General features: G+C 66.1%; 20 protein-coding genes and 1 pseudogene. 12 read left to right on the top strand and 9 right to left on the bottom strand.

Annotation, left to right across the window (positions count from 1 at the left end; translation table 11 throughout):
* Positions 1-46: 46 nt before the first annotated feature.
* The gene (locus NP3_RS22390; RefSeq protein ID WP_245721061.1) at positions 47-2,851 is read right to left on the bottom strand and encodes an ATP-binding protein; all 2,805 of its coding nucleotides are present in this window, start codon (positions 2,849-2,851) and stop codon (positions 47-49) included.
* Positions 2,852-2,948: 97 nt separating this feature from the next.
* Between NP3_RS22390 and NP3_RS22385 the strand changes: the two genes are divergently transcribed.
* A complete protein-coding gene (locus NP3_RS22385; protein ID WP_063043556.1) occupies positions 2,949-3,377 on the top strand; it encodes an SRPBCC family protein in 429 nt (142 codons plus the stop codon).
* Positions 3,377-4,285 (top strand): alpha/beta fold hydrolase, encoded by a 909-nt coding sequence (locus NP3_RS22380; protein WP_063043555.1) that lies wholly within the window; start codon positions 3,377-3,379, stop codon positions 4,283-4,285. Before NP3_RS22385 ends, NP3_RS22380 begins: the two co-directional genes overlap by 1 nt.
* A gap of 362 nt (positions 4,286-4,647) precedes the next feature.
* On the opposite strand, the gene NP3_RS22375 is transcribed toward NP3_RS22380, so the two are convergent.
* Entirely contained in the window at positions 4,648-8,061 is a 3,414-nt protein-coding gene (locus NP3_RS22375; protein WP_084508796.1) for a serine/threonine-protein kinase, read from the bottom strand.
* Between the two features lie 115 nt (positions 8,062-8,176).
* Positions 8,177-8,875 (bottom strand): TetR/AcrR family transcriptional regulator, encoded by a 699-nt coding sequence (locus NP3_RS22370; RefSeq protein WP_063043554.1) that lies wholly within the window; start codon positions 8,873-8,875, stop codon positions 8,177-8,179.
* Positions 8,876-8,958: 83 nt separating this feature from the next.
* On the opposite strand from NP3_RS22370, the gene NP3_RS22365 reads away from it, so the two are divergent.
* The 4 genes from NP3_RS22365 to NP3_RS22350 are packed head-to-tail and all read left to right on the top strand — an operon-like array spanning position 8,959 to position 13,044.
* Positions 8,959-10,059 (top strand): MBL fold metallo-hydrolase, encoded by a 1,101-nt coding sequence (locus tag NP3_RS22365; protein WP_063043579.1) that lies wholly within the window; start codon positions 8,959-8,961, stop codon positions 10,057-10,059.
* A 16-nt stretch (positions 10,060-10,075) separates the two neighbouring features.
* Entirely contained in the window at positions 10,076-10,636 is a 561-nt protein-coding gene (locus tag NP3_RS22360) for an ester cyclase (protein WP_063043553.1), read from the top strand.
* Positions 10,637-10,663: 27 nt separating this feature from the next.
* Entirely contained in the window at positions 10,664-12,253 is a 1,590-nt protein-coding gene (locus NP3_RS46210) for a zinc-binding dehydrogenase (protein ID WP_169814546.1), read from the top strand.
* On the top strand, positions 12,250-13,044 hold the full coding sequence (locus NP3_RS22350; protein ID WP_063043552.1) for an MBL fold metallo-hydrolase: 795 nt from the start codon (positions 12,250-12,252) through the stop codon (positions 13,042-13,044). Before NP3_RS46210 ends, NP3_RS22350 begins: the two co-directional genes overlap by 4 nt.
* A 27-nt stretch (positions 13,045-13,071) precedes the next feature.
* Here NP3_RS22350 and NP3_RS22345 read toward each other — a convergent pair whose 3' ends face one another.
* Both NP3_RS22345 and NP3_RS22340 read right to left on the bottom strand, forming a co-directional pair.
* Positions 13,072-13,971, bottom strand: coding sequence for a glycoside hydrolase family 43 protein (locus NP3_RS22345; protein WP_063043551.1), 900 nt, complete (start codon positions 13,969-13,971; stop codon positions 13,072-13,074).
* Between the two features lie 93 nt (positions 13,972-14,064).
* Positions 14,065-14,475 carry a nuclear transport factor 2 family protein gene (locus NP3_RS22340; RefSeq protein WP_063043550.1) on the bottom strand — a complete coding sequence of 137 codons (411 nt, stop codon included), beginning with the start codon at positions 14,473-14,475 and terminating at the stop codon, positions 14,065-14,067.
* A 189-nt stretch (positions 14,476-14,664) separates the two neighbouring features.
* On the opposite strand from NP3_RS22340, the pseudogene NP3_RS50555 reads away from it, so the two are divergent.
* A pseudogene (locus NP3_RS50555) lies at positions 14,665-15,219 on the top strand (FAD-dependent oxidoreductase); the annotation flags it as partial.
* A 41-nt stretch (positions 15,220-15,260) separates the two neighbouring features.
* Here the strand turns inward: NP3_RS50555 and NP3_RS22330 are convergent.
* From NP3_RS22330 to NP3_RS22320, 3 genes are read right to left on the bottom strand one after another with little or no spacing between them, the layout of a single operon-like run.
* Positions 15,261-16,319: an NAD(P)H-dependent amine dehydrogenase family protein gene (locus tag NP3_RS22330; protein WP_245721060.1), complete on the bottom strand. Its 1,059-nt coding sequence runs from the start codon at positions 16,317-16,319 to the stop codon at positions 15,261-15,263.
* A gap of 36 nt (positions 16,320-16,355) precedes the next feature.
* Positions 16,356-16,928 (bottom strand): nuclear transport factor 2 family protein, encoded by a 573-nt coding sequence (locus tag NP3_RS22325; protein ID WP_063043548.1) that lies wholly within the window; start codon positions 16,926-16,928, stop codon positions 16,356-16,358.
* On the bottom strand, positions 16,925-17,350 hold the full coding sequence (locus NP3_RS22320; RefSeq protein WP_169814545.1) for a nuclear transport factor 2 family protein: 426 nt from the start codon (positions 17,348-17,350) through the stop codon (positions 16,925-16,927). Before NP3_RS22320 ends, NP3_RS22325 begins: the two co-directional genes overlap by 4 nt.
* Before the next feature lie 377 nt (positions 17,351-17,727).
* On the opposite strand from NP3_RS22320, the gene NP3_RS22315 reads away from it, so the two are divergent.
* Together NP3_RS22315 and NP3_RS22310 are read left to right on the top strand one after the other, a co-directional pair.
* Positions 17,728-18,141: a nuclear transport factor 2 family protein gene (locus NP3_RS22315; protein ID WP_063043547.1), complete on the top strand. Its 414-nt coding sequence runs from the start codon at positions 17,728-17,730 to the stop codon at positions 18,139-18,141.
* Entirely contained in the window at positions 18,138-18,686 is a 549-nt protein-coding gene (locus NP3_RS22310) for a nuclear transport factor 2 family protein (RefSeq protein ID WP_218024911.1), read from the top strand. The genes NP3_RS22315 and NP3_RS22310 overlap by 4 nt, the downstream gene beginning before the upstream one ends.
* Positions 18,687-18,702: 16 nt before the next feature.
* Here NP3_RS22310 and NP3_RS22305 read toward each other — a convergent pair whose 3' ends face one another.
* On the bottom strand, positions 18,703-19,569 hold the full coding sequence (locus tag NP3_RS22305; protein ID WP_063043575.1) for an IclR family transcriptional regulator: 867 nt from the start codon (positions 19,567-19,569) through the stop codon (positions 18,703-18,705).
* A 117-nt stretch (positions 19,570-19,686) separates the two neighbouring features.
* Between NP3_RS22305 and NP3_RS22300 the strand changes: the two genes are divergently transcribed.
* Genes NP3_RS22300 through NP3_RS22290 form a run of 3 tightly spaced genes read left to right on the top strand, consistent with a single transcriptional unit; the run spans position 19,687 to position 21,859 of the window.
* Positions 19,687-20,121: a nuclear transport factor 2 family protein gene (locus NP3_RS22300; protein WP_063043546.1), complete on the top strand. Its 435-nt coding sequence runs from the start codon at positions 19,687-19,689 to the stop codon at positions 20,119-20,121.
* Positions 20,122-20,129: 8 nt separating this feature from the next.
* Positions 20,130-21,005: an MlaE family ABC transporter permease gene (locus tag NP3_RS22295; protein WP_063043545.1), complete on the top strand. Its 876-nt coding sequence runs from the start codon at positions 20,130-20,132 to the stop codon at positions 21,003-21,005.
* The gene (locus NP3_RS22290) at positions 21,005-21,859 is read left to right on the top strand and encodes an ABC transporter permease (RefSeq protein WP_063043544.1); all 855 of its coding nucleotides are present in this window, start codon (positions 21,005-21,007) and stop codon (positions 21,857-21,859) included. The genes NP3_RS22295 and NP3_RS22290 overlap by 1 nt, the downstream gene beginning before the upstream one ends.

Genomic DNA, 21,859 nt, shown 5'->3' with positions numbered 1-21,859 from the left:
GGTGTGGCGGCGAGGTCCGAGCCGAGATCCGCCCACTCGACTGACGCTAAGCAACGCGCCGGTGCCGCCACGACCGTCGGATGACGTACGCGATGACGGTCGACCGAGGCGCTTCGTCTTCAGTCGGCAGCAGCGCCGCGAGATCGCCGCGCGAACTGATCCCCAGCTTCGGGAAGATGCGGTGCAGATGGGTGCTGACGGTCCGATGCGACAGATACAGCCGCTGCCCGATTTCCCGATTGGTCAGCCCCTGGGCGGCGAGCTGCGCGATGCTGAGCTCATGCGGGGTGAGCTGTTCACGGGCGTCTGGGCTGCGGTTCGGGCTGGATTCACCGGCGCTGCGCAACTCCAGGCGTGCGCGTTCACTCCAGGCGGTGAATCCGAGGGCGTCGAAAGTCTCTCTGGCCGTGCGCAAATGGGTCCGGGATTCGACGACCCGGCGCTGTCGACGCAGCCATTCTCCGTAGGCCAGGTGCAGGCGGGCGCGTTCGGCGGGCCAGCCGATGAGGTCCGCCGCGAGCGCGGTCTCGAAGTGCTCCTCGGCCGCGTCGGCGGCGAGAACGGCTCGTGCGTAACGCATTCCGATCTGCAATGCGGGCGCCGGGGCGGCCGCGGCCGCCGATTCCAGGTCACGCAGCAGTTCCCGCAGAGCGTCGGTCTGTCCGGCCCGGACCGCGGCCTCGGCGTGTTCGGCGAGGAAATACGCGCGCAACGCCGGTGCGTGGGACGGGTCGCGCGGATCGTGGATCCGGCTGAGGTCGGTGCACGCGTCGTCGAACCGGCCCTCGCCGAGTGCGATGAGCCCGCGAGTGAGCTGAACGGTGGCCAGTACGGGTCGTGCACCGGAGGCGAGCCCGACCCGGTCGGCCTCGGCCGTGAGTTCCACCGCCCGCGAGTAGTCCCCGTGTAGGGCGGCGATTTCCGCCTGGACAGCGGTGGCCAGCCCTTGCATGAACGGCTGGCCGGTTTCGCGGGCGAGGGCAGCGGCCTCGGCCGCGACGGGCGCGGCGGTGGCGAGGTCACCGAGCCGGGTCAGGCTCCATGCCTGGACCGTGAGCGCGCGGGGCAGTAGCCCCAGCCGTCCGGCGGCACGCAGGCCGGGCGCGGCGGCGGCGGAGAAATGCGCGGCCAGATCGAAGGCGCCCACCTGGAGTGCCGCACTCCCGAGGAAGCGGTCGACCTCCGGGTCGCGCCCGGTGGTCGAGGCCAGTGCGCGTAGGTGGCCCATGACCCGGTCGCCGCGTTCGAACGGGGCCACATACGCGTTGACCGCGACCATGCGCGGATCGCCGTCGGGGATAGGGAGTGCGTCGGCGACAGCGAGCAGCGCGCGGCGGGTATCGGGGCCAGGTTCGGACCAGAAACACCGCATGGCCGCACCCCACAGGATCCGCATCGCGGCATCGGGGTACCCGTCGGCCGCCACGGACACGGCCAGGCCAGCCAATTCGGCTATCCGCGACGGGCTTTCGCGTACACCGTCATCGAATCCGCTGAGTAGCCAGTTCGCGGTTGCCTGCTGTCCAGGCGTCAGGGGCAGCGTGCGCGCGGTGTCCACGAGTCGTTCGGCGGTATCGCGGCGACCTGAATCGACGGCCAGTTCGGCTGCCCGCAGCAGACGATCCGCCCGTCGGCCCGGACTGTCGCTGAGGGCCGCGGCCCGTTCCAGGGCCACGACCGCGCCGCCACGGTGTCGCGCCCTTTCGGCGATGGCTTCGAGTTCGGCGGCCACCTGCTCGTCCGGGCCCACGCTGCCCGCCGCGCGATGCCGGACCCGGCGATCCGGTAGCTCGCCGAGGATCTCGGCGAGCGCGAGGTGGGCGCGGCGGCGTTCGTCGGCCGTCGCCGTCGCCGCCAGCGCCGACCGTATGAGCGAATGCCGAAATGACACTGTGCTGGAAGCGATGTCGATCAGATTGGCCTCGACCGCGGGTGTGAGTATTTCGGGTCCCACGGTCGATCCCAGGAGGACCCCCGTGGCAGACAGTGTTTCGGTGATCGAGTCGCCGTCGTTGAGCGCGGCGACGAGCAGCGCGGATCGACTGCTTGCGGGCAGTGCCGCGCCCCGCGCGGCGAAGGCGCGTTCGAGCCGTGCGGTCAGCGGCAGTGCCAGGGGGAATTCCGTGAGATCCGCTACCGCCGTCGGCAGTTCGTTCAAGGCGAGTGGGTTGCCCTGTGCCTCGGCGAGCACCCGCAGGCGGATCGGCTCGGGAAGTTCCGGGGCGAGGCTGTCGAGCAGCGCCGTCGCATCGTCGTCGGATATCGGCCCGAGCGGCATGTCGGTCAATCCCGCGTCGCACAGCGGTGTCGCCATCCCGTCGCGAAGGGTGCCGATCACGGCAATGGGTTCGGTGTCGATGCGGCGGGCGAGGAAGGCGAGCACTTCGGCGCTCGCGGAATCGAGCCAGTGCACGTCCTCGGCGACGATCAGCAGCGGCCGGTCGGCCGCCTCGTCTGCCAGCAGGGTCAGCGCGGCGAGACCCACGAGGTAGGGGCTCGGCTCGGCGGTGGTGTCCGACACGCCCAAAGCCATTGCCAGCGCGTCGAATTGGCGTGTCGGGAGGGCGTCGAACCCCCGGCGCAGCGGGTAGAGCAGTCGGTGCAGTCCGGCGTAGGGGAGGCTCTGTTCGGCTTCGACACCGGCGGTCCGTAGCACCCGAAGTCCCGCGACGGCCGCGGCAGCGATCGCCGCCTCGACGAGCGCCGACTTCCCGATGCCGGGTTCCCCTTCGATCAGGATCCCGCTCCGGTCGCCGGGACCGTCCACCAGCGCGCCCAGGTCTTTCAGCTCGGCGTCTCGTCCGAACATCGGCATCGTGCGGTACTCCTTCTCCGGGGCCCGCGTCGACATCCGGGCCCCGCCGCGACCCTACCGAAGCGGCGAATACGTCAACGGCAGCGTCATCTGACAGATTCGGCACCCGGTCCATGTCAGCGAGGGTTGTTCCATGGCTACGGTCCGCTTTCATCTCCTGTCCACCCTGTCTCCCGCCGAGGTCGTGCACGTGCTCACCGACTTCGGGTCCACCCGTCCCGAAGTCTGGCCGACCATCGACGCCGATCACTTCGTCGTCCACGACCGCGGCGACACCTGGGCCGAGGTCACCGAAGGCACCGCCGCCGCCTGGGAGCGCGCCCGCTACGAATGGGACCCCATCGGCGACACGGTCACCATCACCACGCTGGACTCCAAATTGTTCGGTGTGGGCGGCGGATGGGTCTTCCGCGCCACGCCCGAACCGGACGGGACCCGCGTCGACGTCGAACTGACCCGGACCCCGCGGGCGCTGAAGGGCAAGTTCCTGGCGGCGCTGCTGCCGCTGGTCGGCCCTTCCTCGCTGCGCAAGTCGTTCACCGGCCCGCTGCGGGCCGCGTGATGTCCGCAACGCACGCGACTCCGGACACCGCACGGCTGGCACTCGGCGTCCACACCTTCGATTCCGACGGCATCGCCCAGCGCTACCACGTGTACGGCAGCGGACCCGTCTGCCTCGCCCACCCCGGCGGGCCCGGGATCCACTGGGAGTACCTGCGCATGCCCGCGCTGGAGCAGCACCTGACCATGGTGTACGTCGAGGCGATCGGCACCGGCGAATCCGGCCGCCTGCCGACGCATCCGCACGGCTACACCCGGGAACGCCACAGCCGCGCGCTGCAACGGCTGATCCAGCACCTCGGCGTTGCCGAGGTGTATCTGCTGGGCCACTCACACGGGGCGTTCGTGGTCGCCTACCACGCGCTGCATCGCCCGGCCGGGGTCGCGGGCGTCATCTTGTACGAGGGCGCGCCGGTCACCGGCCCGGAGCACGGTGCCGAGGCGATGCGCCGGATCCAGGAGTTCGCCGCCGCACATGCCGACCGGCCCGAACTGGCCGATGTACTCGCCGCATTCACCGCGATGCAGGACATTTCGAGCGATGAGCAGACCCTCGCCGTGGCACGCGGGGTGCTGCCGTCCTATATCGCCGACTACTGGGGCGACGAGCGGCGGTGGGCTCCTGTGCGGGAAGCGCTTCGGGCGACCTATATTTCGGGTCTCGACGCGGATCTGTCCCCGGACCTCGTCGACGACCGCGGCGATTTGCCGAACGCGACCGTACCGGCATTGGTCATCGTGGGCCGCCTCGATGTCATCTGCGGACCGCGCTGGGCACGGGAACTGCACGAACTGATCCCCGATTCGCGACTGCTGGTCCTGGAACACAGCGGCCATCTGGGGCATCTGGAGGAACCCGAACGCTTCGCCGACGCGGTCCGGGAATTCGTCACCGGGCACGAGGGGTGATCGGCATGCTTCGCCGTCGCATGGATCGACCGGGATGTGGCGGTTGGCGTTTGGGGTCAACGGGTGGCCGCGGCGGCCTGTTCGATCACCTCGGCGACCACGTCGGGGTGGGAGACGGCCACGGAATGCGATGCGGCGACTTCGGTGACCGCGGATGCGCGCGGTCGGCCATGAATCGCTGTGCTTCGACGGGGATGTTCAGATCCTGGGTGGTGATGACATCCCAGTTGGGTTTCTCGTTCCAGGCGGCCGCGGTGGCCTTTTCTCCGAGCGCGGCCTGCGCGATGGGCGAGTGGGGTCACCGACCTCGGGGGCGATATCCGGCACTCGGCCGGACGTCCGGCGGGCGCTGTGCTCGAGGCTCATCGGCTCGGGTCCGACGAGTTCGCGGCGGCTTGAAGCAGTTCCAGCACCATCGGTGGTGCGTCGTCGTGTTCCAGTTCGGTCAGGATCTCCGAAATGGGAGGTGCGGCATCGGCAACGGTTCGGACGAGGCCTCGTTCAGCGCACAGCACCAACGTGGGCAGCGCGGCCTCCTCGGCGTTCCGGCGGCGTCCGGCGGCCCACAGGCAGGCCGCGCGCAACAGTTGCGCTTGGACCAATGCTCTTGGGCGATGCTGAGTTTCGATCTCGCGCACCATCTGGTCGGCGCGGTCGCAGGCTTGATCAGCCAAGTGGTCGGCAAGCAGCAGCCGGATCGCGGAGGCTTGTTCCAATTCGGCGATGCCAGCGTGAATCGTTGTGTCTTGCTTGCGGAATGGCGGCAGCCGCCGCAGTGCGTCGCGGGTCTCGGCTGGAATCGGCAGACCGAGCCGGATGCGTTCGTTCACCATGCGAGCGGCCAAGCGCGGCAGCGACTCGTTCTCGGCGATTGCCGCACCCTCGGTCAGGCGTTGTTCGGCCGTGGCGAGGTCGCCGCGTATTGCTTTGATGCGTGCGCCGGTGCCGAAGCTGGCGAGCAGGAACCAGACCGCGCCACCGTGGCGGCCGAGATCAGCGCTCGAATCGAGTAGTTGCTCGGCTTCGTCGAGGCGGTTCTGCTCGTAGCGTATGGAGCCGAGTAGGGCGCCGGACATCCGTGAACCGTAGGTTTGCGAGCGGCCGCGCCGCGTACGGGTGATGGCGGCATCGAAATGCTCTTCGGCGGCGGCGATGTCGAGCTGTTCGAGTGCTGCGAGACCGGCGACGCACCTGCCGTACATCACCCCGAACGGACCCTTGCTGCGACGGTGGTATGGGGCTGCCCATTGCTGCCAGCGGCGGGCCCCGGTGAAGTCGAAACGGTTGAGTGCATCGATGGACGCGAGATTCGCCGCGTTCGTGGCGGTGAACGGGGTGTCGGCGTCCTCGAGATGCCGAGCCAGGAGGTCTGGCAGACCATCGAATCGGTCGGTGACGAATTGTGCCGCGCCCGTGATCGTTTCCGCCTCGATCCGCAGTTTGGTCGCCTCGGTACCGGTTGCCGCACCGGCGGCGAGTGCGGCGTCGACTTGCTCCAGTGCCAGCCGAACCTGTTCAGAGCGCTGTAGTCCGACGTTGGCCCAGGCTCGGCAGATCTGTAGCCTTGGTCGCGACTCCGCCAAGCGTTGCGGCAGCTTTCTGAGCAAGCCGAGGAACGTCGCCATACGGGAGCCTTCGATGAGGTCCATGGCCCGCCGTTCGACCAGATCCGCGGCGTAGTCCGGATCGTCGGCGGCCAGTGCGTGATCGACCGCGGCGGTGACGATCTCGTGTTCATCGCACCATTCGGCCGCATGGCGGTGCAGTTGTGTCAGGCGTGCCGGATCACGGCGGACAAGTCGACGTCGCAGGTAATCGGCGAACAGGTGGTGGTATTGGAACCACTCGCCCTCTTCGTCGAGTCGGCGTAGGAACAGATTTCGGTCGGCGATCTCTTCGAGTAGTTCCTGGCTGTCGGATCGGTCCGTCAGCCGGACCGCGAGGTCGGCGCACACTCGCTCCGTGATCGCCGTGGCCAGCAGGAATTCCAGTAGCGGCGGCTCGAGTGAGTCGAGCACGTTCTCGGCGAGGTAGTCGGCAAGTGCCCGGTGGCGGCCGGTCAGCTTGTCGATGAATGCGGCGGGATGATCGTGGCCGCGCAACGACAGCGAAGCCAATTGCAGTGCGGCAGGCCAGCCTTCGGTCGTTTCCTGCAGGCGGTGCACATCGTCGGTGGACAACGACAGCCCAGCGGAGTCGACCAGGAAAGCACCCGTTTCGTCAGGATCGAAACGCAGTTCCGCGACGTCGATTTCGACCAGTTCGTCGCGCACCAGCATGCGACTCAACGGCAGACACGCCCGGGTCCGGCTCGCGATGACCAGCCGCAGGTGATGGCAGCCGTGCTCGAGCAGGTAATCCAGTGCGGCACACGTGGTTTCGCCGTGCACCCGGTGCCAGTCATCGATCACGAGCACCATGGCCTGTCCACCTGAGTGGATTTCGTCGATCAGCGCGGACAGCACGTATCTTGCAGTGTCGGAAGATCGTTCATCCAGTAGCGTGCCGAGTTCATGCGCCAGCGCCGGAGCGATGCGGCGGATGGCCTCGACCAGATGGGAGAGGAACCACGCGATATTGTCGTCGTCAGGGTCGGCTGTCAGCCATGCCACCGGGACGCCCTCGGCCGCCAGCGCTGTGGCCCATTGCAGAGCCAGGGTGGTCTTGCCGAATCCGGCCGGTCCGTGGATCAGCGTCAGGCGCCGGTCGCCGCCGCCACGCAAAAGCGCGAGCAGCCGCGTGCGCGCGATCATTGTATGAGGTGCGGCAGGCGGACGGAATTTCATTGCCGTGCTGGGCGGCGGGGGCGGTGTCGCCACATCCGGGGTATGCGAGGCCACGGGAACCGCTGTGGCCGAACCGGATTCGACGACTGTTGGAGGCAATGCCAGAGCGTCCACCGCCTGGCCGGTCTCATGTTGGACCCGGCGCAGCATTTCCCCGAACTCGATCGCCGACCTCGGCCGGTCGACCGGCTTCGCCGCCATGGCCGCCTCGATGGCCGCGCACACCGCAGTGGGGATGTGCTGATCGCGCAGAGTGGGTGCGGCGGCGGTGGCGATCCGGGCAAGTTGCACCTCGAGTAGTTCACCGGTGCGACGTGCGAATGCGGCTCGGCCGGCCAGCAGGCAGTGCAAGGTAGCGCCAAGACCGTAGATATCCGAGATCGGGTTCGGCGTCGCGCCGCCGAGCACCTCGGGTGCGGTGAATGCGGGCGTGCCCTGGACGGTGCGCAGGGATGAGGTGGTGCCGTCGCCGAATTGTGCGATGCCGAAGTCGGCGAGCTGGGGTTCACCGTAATCGGTGAGCAGAATATTGCCGGGCTTCACGTCGCGATGCACGATGCCGATCGCATGGGCGGCCGCCAGCGCTGCGGCCATCTTGACGCCGATCGAAAGCACCTCCGGCCAGCGCAGCGGTCCCGAATCCCGCAGCACGGTCTCCAGTGAGCCGCAGGCGTAGAACGGCATGACGATATAGGGGCGGCCGGTGGCGGTGATGTCGACCTGCAGCACCTGGAGGATGTCGGGGTGTCCGAACAGCCGCCCTAATGCGCGCTGTTCCCGGAGGAATTGCTCGCGTTCGTCGCCACTGACCTCGGACCTGAGCAATTTGACCGCGACGTGGCGTTCGAGTGCGTATTCGTAGCAGCAATACACGACGCCGAAGCCGCCGTGGCCGATTTCGGTTGCGTCGCCGAACCCGGCCGCCGCTAGTTCCGCCGCGATTCCGCTGGGGAGGTCGCGCTGTGTCGCGGCCTCGTCGAGCTCGTCCATCGAATATTCGCCCGGCACCTCCGAGCCGGAGTATCCACCCCGACCTGTGCATCAACGATAGCGCCGTTGCGGACGGGCGGTAAGCGGGCGTTCTCCAAGGTCGACATCGACGGTGTCAGTCGACGGCGCCGCGGTGCGAAGTGATGACCCGGACGATGAGATCGACGGCGTATTCGAACTCGCGATCGCGGTCGAAGCGCGCCAAGTGGGGTGCGGCCAGGGTGACCTGGGGCAGCCCGGATGCTGCTAGCGCGTGTTCGCGTTCGGCGATTCCGTCGGCGTCGCTGGTGCCGAATGTCGGTCCGGCGGAGACTTCGCGCAGCAGTGTTCCGACCAGGGTGGCCAGGAGGGTGCGAAGTAGGTGGACTGCTTCTTCGGGGGTTCGCCCGGTTCGGCGGAGCACCGTGAGGGCGGCTTCGATCGGCGCGAGTCCGGCCAATGACGAGAGCTGACGCGTCAGGACCAGAGTTGCCGCTTCCGGGTGCGCGAGGGTGACGCGGCGGAATTCGTATGCCAGCGCACGCAGGTCGGCTTCGATCGAGTCCGTCGGCTCGGGCATCCGGAGTTGCCCGAGGATGTATTCGGCGACGGTGTCGAGCAGGTCGTCTTTGCCGTCGACGTGGTGATAGAGGCTTTTGGCGTCCACGCCGAGCGTGCGGCTGACGGATCGCATGCTCACCGCGGCGATGCCCTCCGCGTCGATCACCGTGAGCGCCGCGTCTCGTATCGCCGCGCGCGACAGCTGCGCCTGCGCTTTCGGTGGTCGTCCGCGGCGAGGCGGCTGGGTCGTCGCTGCATCGATCTCGGCCTGCATGCTTCCACTCTTGCATATTTCCACGCCGTGGGTTTAATCTGAGAATTATTCCCACGCCGTGGGATTAATGACTTGAGGTGGATATGCAACTGCCATGGCGACAAGGTGACGCGCTGGATCTGGCGAGTATCGGCTCGCGTGTCGAGTGCCTGGCCGACCTGTCCAAGATCGACGGTGGGCCGGGTGCGCGGCTGACCGCTGCGCGGAATCAGGCCGAGGTCTTCCGTGCTGAGTTCGCGAGCACTGGTGTGCCCGACAGCGTGGTGACGTGCGACCTCGTCACGCTGCCCTACCCGACGCGGTTCGGCCTGTTCCGCGCATCCCGTGCGCTGGCCCCGTTCCTCGCCATCACGAACCGGATGCTGGTGATCCGCTGGCGCGAGAGCGACGGGACGCCGCGGGTGCTGCTGTTCGAGCCCAGTGACGTCGAACTCGGCCGCTACACACCGTATTTCGACAAGCTCGCCCGCCGCACCCCGGACATCGTGGCGCGGCGGATGGTGATCGAGCACGGCACCGTCACCGACCACCTGTCGAGGCTCGGCATCGCCCCGGCCGAGGTCGACTACCTCATGTTCGACCACCTGCACACCCAGGACCTGCGCCGCTGGATCGGTACGACGGTCCATCAGGCCGACCTCGGCATGCAGCCGAAACCGATGTTCCCCAACGCCAAGGTGATCGTGCAGCGGGACGAACTGGCCGCGATGGCAGACCTGCACCCGCTGCAAAAGCCCTGGTATCAGCCCGACACATACCGCCATGTCGCACCGGATGCTTTCCTGCCCATAGACGGCTCGGTGATTCTCGGCCCGGGTGTCGCGGTTGTGAAGACGCCGGGTCATGTCTTCGGTAACCAGAGCCTGGTGCTGAATACCTCGACCGGCATCTGGGTGAGCAGCGAGAACGTCATCGCCGCCGAATGCCTCACGCCGGAGCACTCGCGGCTGCCCGGAGTGGCGCGCTGGGCGGGGGAGTGGGGGCAGGAGATCGTGCTCAATGCCAACACCATCGAAACCACCGCCGATCAATACAACTCGGTCGTGTTCGAGAAGACGCTGGCCGATCGCAGCCGGACCGACTCGCGTTTCCTCCAGTTCTTCCCGTCCAGTGAGTTGACCGGCGCATGGACGAACCCTGGAACAGCGCCGACGTTCACCCACGGCCGCATCACACATCACTGATCCCGCAGGAGTTTTCATGACCGACCGCTTTGCCGTGCCACCCGTCGAGGTGCTGCGCGCCCGCGAGAAACTCGTCCTCGATCACTTCCACGACGAGGTGCGCCAGGACTGGGACGACGTGCTGGCCACGTTCCCGCATCCGCATTACGAGATCATTCCCACACTCACCGTCCATGACGGTGATGCCGAGGTCCGCGACTACTACCACGACACCCGGGTCGCGTTTCCCGATCAGGACCACGAGATCATCGCGCTGCGGCACAGCGCCGACGCCGTCATTGTCGAATTCTGGCTACTCGGAACACATCTGGGGTCGCTCGGCGGCATTCCGCCCACCGGCTCCCGGCATCGCACCCGGATGACGGCGTACTTCGTATTCGACGACAACGAGAACCTGATCATCGAGCGGATCTACTTCGACACGCTGTCGATGCTCAAACAGCTCATCAGCGGCGTGAACCTGCGCGACCCACGTAAGTGGCCGCTGGTCTTGCGCGCACTGCGCGGACTGCTCGCCATGTCGAGCAATCCGAATCGGCTGCTCGTCGACACCGCACCAGCCGACCTCTCGGCTTGATGCGAACGGATGAAAGGAATCTCGCACATGCGCGCACTCATCGGCGGCGTCGGCCCGAACTGGCAACTCCGCGATATCGACGCGCCGAGTCAGCTCGGTGCGATCCGCATCCAAGTTATGGCCGCCGGTCTCAACCGCGCCGACCTCTACGCCCTCGACGGCACCTACACCGCCAACTCCCAGCAGGCAGGTGAGTACACCGCGGGCATGGAAGTCGCCGGAGTCGTGGAAATCTCCAGTCCGCTGGCACCGCATTTGCCTGCGGGTACGCGGGTCATGGGCATCACCATCGGTGCCTTCGCCGACCACGCGCTGTGCGATCCGCGACTGGTCGTGCCGATCCCGGAGAAGCTGAGCTTCGAGGAAGCGGCAACTCTGCCGGTCGGGCTGATCACCGAACACGATGCGCTGGTCAGCCAAGCCAACTTCACCGAAGGCAAGAGCGTCCTGATCGTCAGCGGCACCAGCGCGATCGGTCTGATCGGCATCCAACTGGCCAAGGCGCTGGGGGCGAGCACCGTCATCGCCACCACCACTAGCGAGGACAAGAGATCCGCGCTCACCGCGGCAGGCGCCGACGTCACTGTCAACACGTCCGCCGAGCACCTGAGCGCCGCGGTTTCGGCCGCGACGAACGGTGACGGCGTCGACATCACCCTCGATCATGTCGGCGGCGAATTGTTCGCGGACCTGCCCGCCGCCACCGCCGTAGGAGGCACGATCGTCAGCATCGGACGACTCGCGGGTGCCGCGACCAGCCTCGATCTCGACACCATCGCCTTCCGCCGCCAGCGGCTGCTGGGGACCACCTTCAGCATCCGCACCCGATCCGAGCTGGCCGACGTCGTCGCCGCTCTGACACCTCGGGCACTGCCCGCCGTCGCCGACGGCAAGGTCACGCCACGTCTCGATGGTGTCTACTCGCCCGATCAGGCGGACCAGGCGGCGCAGCGGCTCTGCGAGAATGCCGCGGTCGGCAAGATCGTGTTGTCCTTCGCCGATGCGCACACCGGCCCAGTACCCGCACCCACGCCGAAGGCGAACATGTTCGGCACCATTCGGCAGCTCGGCTATGTGGTGCGTGACATCGAGGCATCGATGCGGGGCTTCGTCGAATGCGGCATCGGCCCCTGGTTCTACCTCGAAGGTGTCCAGCCGGGGAATTTCACCTATCGGGGTCGGCCGTCGGCCATGGCGATGAAAGTCGCAGTCGCCAACAGCGGCACGATCCAGATCGAGCTCATCCAGCCGGTCGACGACGAACCGTCGATGTACAAGGACTTCCTCGACGCGGGCAACGAAGGCCTGCAGCACATCGCCTACTGGAGTGAGAACTACCAGGACCTCTACGACCGCGCGCTCGCCGCCGGGTTCACCGTCGGCCAGGAAGGCGAGATCGGCGGCCCGACAGGACGTTTCGCCTACCTCGAGACCGAACATCACCCCGGCACCGTCATCGAGATCTCCGATCTCGGTGGCAGCAAGAAGTTCGTCTTCGACCTCATCGAGCTCGCCGCGGCGAACTGGGACGGCACCAACCCGATTCAGGTCATCGACCCCGCTCTGCTCAGCGGCGACCCCGCGGCGATGGAAGAGATGAAAGCGGCACTCGGATGAAAGTCCACCACCTCAACTGCGGCACGATGCGACCACCCGCCACACCCGGTGGATTGGTCTGCCACGTCCTGCTCGTCGAGACCGATAGTGGTCTGGTCCTGATCGATTCGGGCCTGGGCCTACGCGATGCCGAGGCGCCTGGCGAGCGCTTCGGCCCTGCCCGCTGCTACGTCCGGCCGGTCTTCGACCCGAACGAAGCCGCCATCAACCAGGTGCGGCAGCTCGGCTACGACCCGGCCCATGTCCGGCACATCGTGCTCACCCACTTCGACGCCGACCACACCGGCGGTCTCGCCGACTTCCCGTGGGCTCGAGTGCATCTCACGAGCGCCGAAGCATTCGCGGCCCAGCATCCACGGACCTTGATCGAACGGCAGCGTTACCGCGCGGCGCAGCGCGCCCACCGTCCGGTGCTCGTCGAACACGAACCGTCGGCAGGCGAGTCGTGGCGCGGGTTTCCGGGAGCCGAGGAACTCACCGAGATCGCGGCCGGGATCGTGCTGATCAATCTGCCCGGCCACAGCCGTGGTCACGCCGCCGTCGCAATCGATGCCGGTGACCGTTGGATCGTGCACGCCGGGGATTCCTTCTATCACCACGGCCAGCTCGACGGCACCGGTACCGCACCCAAAGCGATCACCGCGATGGAACGCGTCATCGCCCACGACTGGAAGCTGGTCCGGGCCAATCACCAACGGCTGGCTCAGTTGTGGGCGACGGCCGAGCCGGACCTTCTTCTCGTCAACGCGCACGACCCGCATCTGCTCGACCGTGCCACCGGGCGCGCGTGACACGGCTTTCCCGGCGCTGGGTGAAGATCAGCTATCGGGCTGTTCGATGAACTCCGGGTAGACCGTGAAATGGCGGACCGTGCCTGATATCTCGGGAAGTTCGAGAGGTGTTGTCCACGTTCGGAAGTCGTCGTAGCAGTCGCTGTAGAAGTATCGGTGGTCGGTGTAGGCGTCGAAGTAGATGCGCCAGCCACCGTCGGGGAGTGCGATGACGCACTGTCCTTCGACGGGAGCGCCCCAACCGGCCCAATCGTCGGTCGCCACAAAGGTGTACGGGCCGAGCAGGCGGTCGGCGACGGCGAGTTCGATGTATTTGGTGGATTCGTTCTTGGTGAACGCGTAGTAGCGCCGGTCGACGCGGACCACGGTGGTGTCGATATAACCGTAGGAGGTGTTGTCGGGCTGGGCCAGCCCGATCATCGGTATCGGCACACTCCATGAGCGCAGTTTCGAGTCGGCGGTGATCAGGTGCGGTGTGAACCGGTAGCCGTCGGAGAGCGACACGATAACGTTGACGCTTCGGTCCGTGTCGATGAACCACTCCGGTGCCCAGGTCGATGTCACGCCCGGTAGCGGCACCGTGATGTCGTAGAGGTGACTCCAGTTCAGCCGGTCCGGGCTGTAGGCGAAACCGATGGTTCGCCCTTCCCAGCCGGTGGTGTAGGTGAGGTAGTAGTAGCCATCGTTATTGCGAAACACGCTGGGATCGCGCAGCAGGCCCGTCGGCGGCCGGTAGGCGGGCCCGGACAGCTGCCGGAAGGTGATCGCATCGTCGGATTCGTAGACGTACAGATCGGTTTCGCTGTCATCGGTGAAAGCGGTCATGGTGTACCGCGGCACCGAACGCGGTCGCTGCGCCGCCGCCGCGTGCCCGGCGGCGGGCAGCGCTGCGGCCAACGCCAACAACGATCTTCGGCTGAGCAGCATGCGCTGATTGTGCCGCGAAGTCGTCTGAATATTTGTCGACACGCCGAGTCGTGTCGGCGCGCCTAAAGGCAAGGCCTGTCCGGCCTTTCGAGATCAATCCTTGCGCATCCAGGCGAGCATGATGCGCGCTTCGCGGAGTCGCCAGCCTGCCGACGTCCGCACCGCAGTTCCGGCCAGTCGCAGGCCGCCGGTCTGGTGAGGCGGTTGGCCGTCGCGGTAGTAGTACACGAGCGAGTTCGCCGAGGCCGCCGCCTGGTCGCCGTCGACCTTCACCAGCAGATCAGTGGTCGTGTGCTGAGTGAGTTCGCCCTCGACCTGAGACTGCCGCATGAAGTCGGCGACCTTGTCGATGCCGCGGACTTGGATTCGCGGCGAGTGGACCTCCACATCCTCGGTGAAGACGGTGTCGACATCCTCGTACCGCACCTCGTCGAGCAGGCGTGCGAAGCGGGTGAACAGGTCGGCGATTTCGATGCGGTCGGCGATCAGAGTATCCGTGGGCATGACTTCCTCTTTTATTGGTAGTGCCAACATTGGCAATGCCAACTATACCTAGTTTCATTGGTTGCGCCAATGAAATATGGAGATGTCGTGGATCGCATCCGCGCAAGCCCGACCAAATAGACGGAATGGATTCTGCTGCAACAGTTTTGAGCAAGAGTTCAGTTTCATCAGCTCGCCTTCGAAGTTCTGATGACGGATGTCGATGTCATCGGCGGCGGCTACGCCGGGACGCTTGCGGCCAACCATCTGCGGGTGCGCACCGATGTCGATCTCACGCTGGTCAATCCACGCTCGGGGTTCGTCGACCGAGTGCGGCTGCACCAGTTCGTGGCCGGGACCGGTGAGGCGACGATCGACTATGGCACGCTGCTCGGCGAGGGCATCCGGTTGGTTGTCGACAGCGCCACGCGGATCGACACCGCTGCCCGTGTGGTGCGGCTGGCGTCAGGGCGCGTGCTGAACTATGACCATGTCATCTACGCGGTCGGCAGCACCGCGGCGATACCGTCAGTGCACGGCGCGGCCGAGTTTGCGTTCCCCATCGCTGAATTCGAGTCCGCGCAGCGGGGGTGCGAGCCGGGCTGGAAGATTGCCCTCGATGCCCTCGATGCCCTCGATGCCCTCGATGCCCTCGATGCCCTCGATGCCCTCGATGCCCTCGATGCCCTCGATGCCCGGTCACCGTGGTCGGTGGCGGACCGACGGGCATCGAGACCGCTGCCGGAACTGGCCGAACAGGGACGCATGCGGTCCGGCCCTGCGCAGCACGCGAGGAACGCAGCTCGTCACCACAGTGCCGCGGCAATGGGTGGCAGGTCGATGGCGGTGCGGATGCCCGGTGCCGCGGCACAGAGGTGGGGGATGGTGTTGACGGCGCGGTTGGCGGCGTAGGCCGGTGATGCCGCATTCGCCTGGACCGATGCTTCCCCGGGCCGCAGGTCGACCTCGAGGGGCGTGTCCCCCTCGACCGAGATATGCCATCCGGTCGGGCGTAGTGACCAGTCGGTGCTGATGTCGGCGCTGCAGTAGCGGGTCGAGCGGAACTGCAGCAGCGGTTGGCCGCGGCGTGTCCCCGAGACTGTAATCCGTTGTGCGACAACGGCTCCCTTACGAAACACGGCGGCGCCGACCTGGACATCCTGGTTCGCGGTGGCGAGTTCGCCGCGGACCTCGATCGCGTCGAGTGGCGGGCCGAAAGCGTCCGCGGTCGAGCGCAGCGATGGGCCGATTGCGCGGCGGGCCTGGGACAGGCGGTGCGGCTCGAATGTCGCTCGGCTTGTGCCGAAGCCCATGCCGAGCAGCGTCCATGGTGTTTCGGAGTGGGTGAGGTCGGTGTATTCGTCGATCAGCATGCGGTCCAGGCGTCGTTGGATGGAGCCGAGGGCGATGGGCATGGTTTCGGTGATGAAGCCGGGACTGTGACCGGTGCTGTGGATCGAGGCTCCACCGGACCAGCATGCCGCCTCCACGCGTGCGTACAGCGCATGATCCATGCTGGCCGGATGATGGAACATGCCGTGGGTGGTCACGATATTCGCGCCGGTGGCCAGCAGTCGGCAGACGGTATCGATGTCGAAGACGCGCGGTGTGTACACCACGCAGTCGGCACCCAACTCGATGATTTCGTCGATATCGCCGGTGGCGGCTATCCCGGTGTCCGTCGGCAATTGGCACAGGCGGCCCGCATCGGTGCCGACTTTGTCCGGACTGTGGGTGTGGACCCCGACCAGCGTGAGGGTCGGATGGCCGATGAGGGCGCGCAGAGCAGATCGGCCGACATTCCCGGTGGCCCACTGGACCACCCGGTACCGCCGCGCCGTTTGCTCGATTGTGATGTGCGGCAAGGGATTCGTTTCGTCTCGGTGGCTGGAGGCCCGGTGTCACGGTCGACGCCGGTGGAAGGATGCGGCCCATCGGCCGATACTCCACCGATATCGTCGGCTATTCCGAAACAGTCTCTGCGCCGCGGTCGGGTCGAGGTAGAGCCGAGTGAGTGTGGTACTGCTGATACGCCATCGGTCACCGTCGAGTGCGTAGGTTTCGTGGTAGTGCCCGAATCCGCTGCTTCGGATGTTGCCGGGAAAGATCAGCAGATCCTGCAGCGCCCACACCCCGGTCGCGGTATTCGGTGACTGCACCTCGATTTCGGGCATGTGTCCCTGATGGACGGTCCGGACAGGGCCGATGGTGGCCTGGAGATAACCGATCAAGGCGTCCGCGCCGGTCGTCCTGATTCCGGCCGAGGCTGTCATGTCGACGATGACGTCGGGCATCACTTGTTGCTCGAGCAGCCACCAGTCCTTGGTATCGACCGCCCGGAGATAGCGCGCTTTGAGCTGTTTGGTCGCGTGGACAGCGGCTACGTCGCCAGCGGATTCCACACGATCCGCCGCCACGTGTGCCGGACCGAGGGCTGTCGCTCTGGTCACGACGGTCGGCCGCGTATAGATCATGACTGATCCGCCTGCAGGCGAGTCGATTTCATGCTCGTGATCACCCAGCGGCCGTTACGAATGCCATAGGTGTCGTGATCGTGGCCGAACGACAGCAAGCGTTTGCCGTCCGGCGCGACCAACAGCACCTGCACTGCCCACGTTCCGGTCGCCGCACCCGCGGCGGTGATCTCGATTTCGGGCATGTGCCCGCGATGGACCGTCACCGCGTCGCCGTAATCGGTTTGCAGCGCCGCAACGTGGTTCGACGCTCCCCGGACTCGGTCACCACCCAGCGCTGTCGCATCCACATCGATGTCGTCGGCGAGGGCGGAGCCGAACGCGGACCAATCCTTGGTGTCGAGAGTGCGGAAATAACGCGCCTCGAGCGATTCGATCACGTTGATCGCCTGCAATGTCTGCGGGTCCACCGCGGTTGCCACTCGCCTTCCTGGTTGTCGACTATTGCGACCTGCCGCGTCGCCGTGAAGGGGATTCCAGCGACAGGCCAATGTCTGCTATCGAATAATCGATGAAATCTATCGAATATATGACAAAATCCTAAGCTGGCTATGAATATGCGTCAAGCCGGAAGGGTCGTGCAGCGCTGCGGGGTTCCTCGGCCGCAAGTCGCCGTCCCTGGCGAGAACGGCGAGTCCTGGGGCTTGACGCGTTTTCATCGACCGGCCTAAGGTGCTGTCGAATATCCGATGCAAGATATCGAATATTTGATAATGATCGTTGCATGCTCTGCCGCTGGAATTTCTTCACGACGGTGCCGCAGTCGCGATCGTCGACAACAGGAAGCGTAGGAACAGCGGTGGATCCGGATACATTGCAGGCGATCAACGCGATCGAATCGCTCGAGGCGCGTTATTTCCGCAGTCTCGACACCAAGGACTGGGCGGCAGTTGGTTCCGTCCTCGCCGACGACATCGACGTGGACACGACGGCGCTGGGTGGTACCCGTGTCGCGGGAGCTTCGAATTACGTGGCTGCCCTGCAACGCGATTTCGGCGACGCGGTGACGGTCCATCACGGGCACATGCCCGAAATCGAGATCACCGCCGCGGGTGCGGCGACCGGAACATGGGCGGTGCAGGTGCTGCTGGTCCGGCCGGACGGCGGACGCTTGCTGTCGTTCGGCCACCACAACGACACCTACGGCATTCGGAACGGCCGGTGGGTGATCACGGGCATGAAATCGACTCGCCTGCAGGCGGATCCGTCATGACATACGCGCGGCGAACCTTCATGATCGGGACCGGCGCAGCCGCCCTCGGTCTAGCTGTGGCGGTGTCGGGACGTGTGTCCGCGGCCCCGAGTGACGAGGCGCCGCCGGATCCCGCGGCGGCGGTAGCGGCCGTCTATGCGATCAAACAGCTCAAGGCGCGCTATTTCCGGGCGGTTGATACCAAGGACTGGGGTTTGCTCGAGCGGCAGCTAACGCCCGACGTCGTGATCGACACGACCGGTTCGGCCGGAATCGTCACGACCGGCGCGGACGCCTTCATCGCCTATCTGAAGCTGACCATCGGCGCTGCCCGTACCGTCCATCAGGGGCACATGCCCGAAATCGAGGTGCAGTCACCGAGCACCGCGACCGGGGTGTGGGCGCTGCAGGATCTGTTGATCTTTCCCGGCAACGTCCGAGTCATCGGATTCGGGCATTACCACGAAACCTACGCACTCGACGGTGACCGCTGGCGCATCAAAAGCTCCACACTCACCCGGGTCTACCTCGACCCGCTCGCGGAGGAAAAGCTGTTCGGCCTGTGAGGACCGCGTCGCGCGGTCAGGCCTCGTCCCGGGCGACGCCGGTGATCGCGGTCGTTATCCGGATCAGGTGCTGGCCGATGGTCTCGGTCTGTTCCGGCGGGAGTTCGCCGAGGGGGTGAACCGAGAGCAGCAGCGCCGCGTGTCCTTGCGGGTCGAGCACCGGCGCGGTGATGGCGGATACCGGGTGGGGCTGGGCGGAGGTGACGTCCGGAAATCCGAGCGTGGTGAATTCCACGCGTAACTGGTCGAGGGTCTCCTGAATATTCGATGGGAGGGCGATCGTGCCGGTGTCGAGTGTGCCGATGAGGCTCGCGGCTTGTCCGATAGCGGGTGAGGTGTAGTCCACATCGAATCCGCGGCCGCGAATCCGATTCAGCGCCTCGTTCAAGCGCTCGGCTATCGCCGTATTCGTCGACGCGGCCCGCTGGATCCAGGCGCGGCGTTCCTCGGCGGTGTCCCAGGCCGCGAACACCGCGCCGAACGGCGGCGCGTAGGGAATGCGATCACCGGGCCATGGTCGCTCGCCCCCCTCGAATGCGGTGATCACCAACGAGTCTGCGACCCTCTCGGTTACCGATGCGGCATAACCGAATTCGGCCGTAAGCCCGACCGCGGCCGCCCGCGCGGCCTCGACGAACGGGCGTGTGTTCACCGCCGCTGCCACGACGGCGAGTCCGGGTCCGAGCGCGTAGGCCTTCCCGGCCGGATCGCGGGTGACCCACCCGCGATCACACAGGGTCTTCAAGATCGCATGCGTGGTGGCCAGGGTCATGTCCAACTCGCGCGCGATATCGCTGTATCGGAGACGCACGTTGTCGCGACGCGCCAGCAACTCCACGACATCGACGACACGCGCGGTCGGTGCCGATATCGCACCACGCATCTTGACTCCCTTCACACTCTGCCCTACGGTCAACACATCGAATATCTGATACAGACTATCGACTATTCGATAACGCTACCTGAGGGTGACTCGCGAAGCAAACCGAGGGAAACATCCATGGCCACACCGGACATTCTCATCACCGTCCACGAACTGACGCAGGCAAAAGCGCGTTATTGCCTGGCCGTCGACACCCAGGACTGGGCAGCCCTCACCGACTTGATGACCCCGGACATCGAACTGGACGTCAGCCACAGCAGCAGCGGCGTCCCCATCATCACCGGGCGAGACAACGCCGTCGCGATGATCCGTACCGCGCTGACCGGCGCTCGCACCGCCCACCAGGTCCACACGCCGCTGATCGATGTCGACGGCGATGAGGCCCACGTCATCTGGGCCATGCAGGACCGTGTCGTGTGGGCGGACGGGTCGGCGCTGACCGGATACGGGCACTACCACGAACGCTGGGTGCGTCGCAGCGGTGACTGGAAACTCGCCTCGCTCACCTTGACTCGCCTGATCACCGAAAAGTCCGGCACCACAGACAGATAGAGGCACACATGATGGCACGGGCAAAGATGCCGGTGACTTCGGGCGAGATCGCCGAGCGGTCCGCGGTCCGTGAGATCGAGCTGTGGGCGGGTGGATATCTGCGCCGTCATCCGGGTGCGTCCCTGGAGACCGTCGGCGGGCAGGTCGTCCTGGGTGCCCGGGCCATTCAGTACCTGTTCGTCGATATCGCCCGCGGCCGGTTTCCGTTCGGAGAATTCGTGCGGCAGGCGGTGTTCATGGCCAAGACCGCGTACGTGCCGACGATCGCGGTGGCGATCCCGATCAGCGCGACGATGTCGATCCAGTTCGGTCTGCTGGCCGGTCAGGTCGGAGCGACCTCGTTGGCCGGGGCTGCCGGTGGTTTGGCGGTGATCCGGCAGGCCGCGCCGATGGTCACGGCGATCCTACTGGCTGCGGCCGTTGGGTCGGCCATTTGCTCGGATCTCGGTGCGCGAACGATCCGCGAGGAGATCGATGCGATGGAGGTCATGGGTGTTTCGCCGCTGCGGATGCTGGTGGTGCCCCGGTTGGCCGCGGGAGTCGTGGTGGCTCTGGGGCTGACCGGTCTGAGCTGCTTTGTCGGATTCGTGGCGGGCTATCTGTTCAACGTCTATGTCCAGGGTGGTACCCCGGGTAGCTTTCTGGCTACGTTCTCCTCCTTCGCTCGGGTCGGCGATCTCTACCTGGCGATGTTCAAGGCCGTGGTTTTCGCGGTGATCGTCACGGTTGTCTCGTGTCAGAAAGGGTTGAGCACCAAGGGTGGTCCGGGCGGGGTCGCGAACTCTGTCAATGCTGCCGTGGTCGCCTCCATCGTGCTGCTGATGCTGGTGAATGCCGGGTTCACCGAGTTGTACACGCTGCTGTTCCCGAGGACGTCACTGTGATGGCGTCGCGCTACTACCCGCCAGGCCTGCGGCCCGTCCTGGTCGCCGGGACCGCGGTGTCGGTTCCGGTCATGCGGCTCGGGTATATGGCCACCTTCTTCGTCCGTGTGCTCGGCGGAATTCCGGTGGTGCTGCGGCACTATCGCGCGGAGTTCCTCAGAATTCTGTCGAATGTGACGTGGGGGAACGGCTCGGTTGTCGTCGGCGGCGGAACCGGGCAGGTCATTCTCGTACTCGGCGCCGCGGCGGGAGCCATCGTCGGCGTGGAGGGCTTCAGCGCACTGAAACTGCTGGGGATGGGCCCGGCCACCGGGATGATCGCCTCGACAGCGGCGACCCGTGAGTTGGCGCCGATCATGGCCTCGATCGCCTTCTGCGCGCAGGCGGGCTGCCGCTTCACCGCACAGTTGGGGTCCATGCGCATCGCCGAGGAGATCGACGCACTCGACGCGATCGCGATCCGCCCGATCCCGTACCTGGTGACCACGCGGATGCTGGCCTCGATCGTGGCGATGGTTCCGCTGTATCTGGCCTGTCTGGCGGTCAGCTACCTGTCGGTCGAAATCGTTGTCGGTTTGTCCGGCGGACAGTCGCCGGGTACCTACGAACACTATTTCCGCCTGGTGCTCAGCGGCACCGACATTGTCTATTCCCTGTCGAAGGCGCTCGTGTTCGTCGTCCTCACCACGACGATCCAGTGTTATTTCGGCTTCTACGCCTCGGGTGGACCCCAAGGCGTCGGAGTGGCAGCGGGTCGTGCCATGCGCGCGAGTATCACCGCGATGATCTTCGTGAATCTGCTGATGACGATGGCCCTGTGGGGCTTCGACGCCGGCGCGAGAATCAGTGGGTAG

Origin of the sequence: Nocardia pseudovaccinii NBRC 100343 (assembly GCF_001613225.1) — a bacterium.
Lineage (GTDB): Bacteria > Actinomycetota > Actinomycetes > Mycobacteriales > Mycobacteriaceae > Nocardia > Nocardia pseudovaccinii.
This window is presented reverse-complemented; position numbering and strand designations above follow the sequence as displayed.

Excerpts from the sequence above, each read along its gene's own strand:
- NP3_RS22295 (WP_063043545.1), top strand. The coding sequence starts at position 20,130 with ATGATGGCACGGGCAAAGATGCCGGTGACTTCGGGCGAGATCGCCGAG.
- NP3_RS22360 (WP_063043553.1), top strand. The coding sequence starts at position 10,076 with ATGACCGACCGCTTTGCCGTGCCACCCGTCGAGGTGCTGCGCGCCCGC.
- NP3_RS22370 (WP_063043554.1), bottom strand. The coding sequence starts at position 8,875 with ATGCAGGCCGAGATCGATGCAGCGACGACCCAGCCGCCTCGCCGCGGA.
- NP3_RS22300 (WP_063043546.1), top strand. The coding sequence starts at position 19,687 with ATGGCCACACCGGACATTCTCATCACCGTCCACGAACTGACGCAGGCA.
- NP3_RS22325 (WP_063043548.1), bottom strand. The coding sequence starts at position 16,928 with ATGATCTATACGCGGCCGACCGTCGTGACCAGAGCGACAGCCCTCGGT.
- NP3_RS22375 (WP_084508796.1), bottom strand. The coding sequence starts at position 8,061 with ATGGACGAGCTCGACGAGGCCGCGACACAGCGCGACCTCCCCAGCGGA.
- NP3_RS22385 (WP_063043556.1), top strand. The coding sequence starts at position 2,949 with ATGGCTACGGTCCGCTTTCATCTCCTGTCCACCCTGTCTCCCGCCGAG.
- NP3_RS22350 (WP_063043552.1), top strand. The coding sequence starts at position 12,250 with ATGAAAGTCCACCACCTCAACTGCGGCACGATGCGACCACCCGCCACA.
- NP3_RS22310 (WP_218024911.1), top strand. The coding sequence starts at position 18,138 with ATGACATACGCGCGGCGAACCTTCATGATCGGGACCGGCGCAGCCGCC.
- NP3_RS22380 (WP_063043555.1), top strand. The coding sequence starts at position 3,377 with ATGTCCGCAACGCACGCGACTCCGGACACCGCACGGCTGGCACTCGGC.
- NP3_RS22340 (WP_063043550.1), bottom strand. The coding sequence starts at position 14,475 with ATGCCCACGGATACTCTGATCGCCGACCGCATCGAAATCGCCGACCTG.
- NP3_RS22365 (WP_063043579.1), top strand. The coding sequence starts at position 8,959 with ATGCAACTGCCATGGCGACAAGGTGACGCGCTGGATCTGGCGAGTATC.
- NP3_RS22390 (WP_245721061.1), bottom strand. The coding sequence starts at position 2,851 with ATGTCGACGCGGGCCCCGGAGAAGGAGTACCGCACGATGCCGATGTTC.
- NP3_RS22345 (WP_063043551.1), bottom strand. The coding sequence starts at position 13,971 with ATGCTGCTCAGCCGAAGATCGTTGTTGGCGTTGGCCGCAGCGCTGCCC.
- NP3_RS46210 (WP_169814546.1), top strand. The coding sequence starts at position 10,664 with ATGCGCGCACTCATCGGCGGCGTCGGCCCGAACTGGCAACTCCGCGAT.
- NP3_RS22290 (WP_063043544.1), top strand. The coding sequence starts at position 21,005 with ATGGCGTCGCGCTACTACCCGCCAGGCCTGCGGCCCGTCCTGGTCGCC.
- NP3_RS22305 (WP_063043575.1), bottom strand. The coding sequence starts at position 19,569 with ATGCGTGGTGCGATATCGGCACCGACCGCGCGTGTCGTCGATGTCGTG.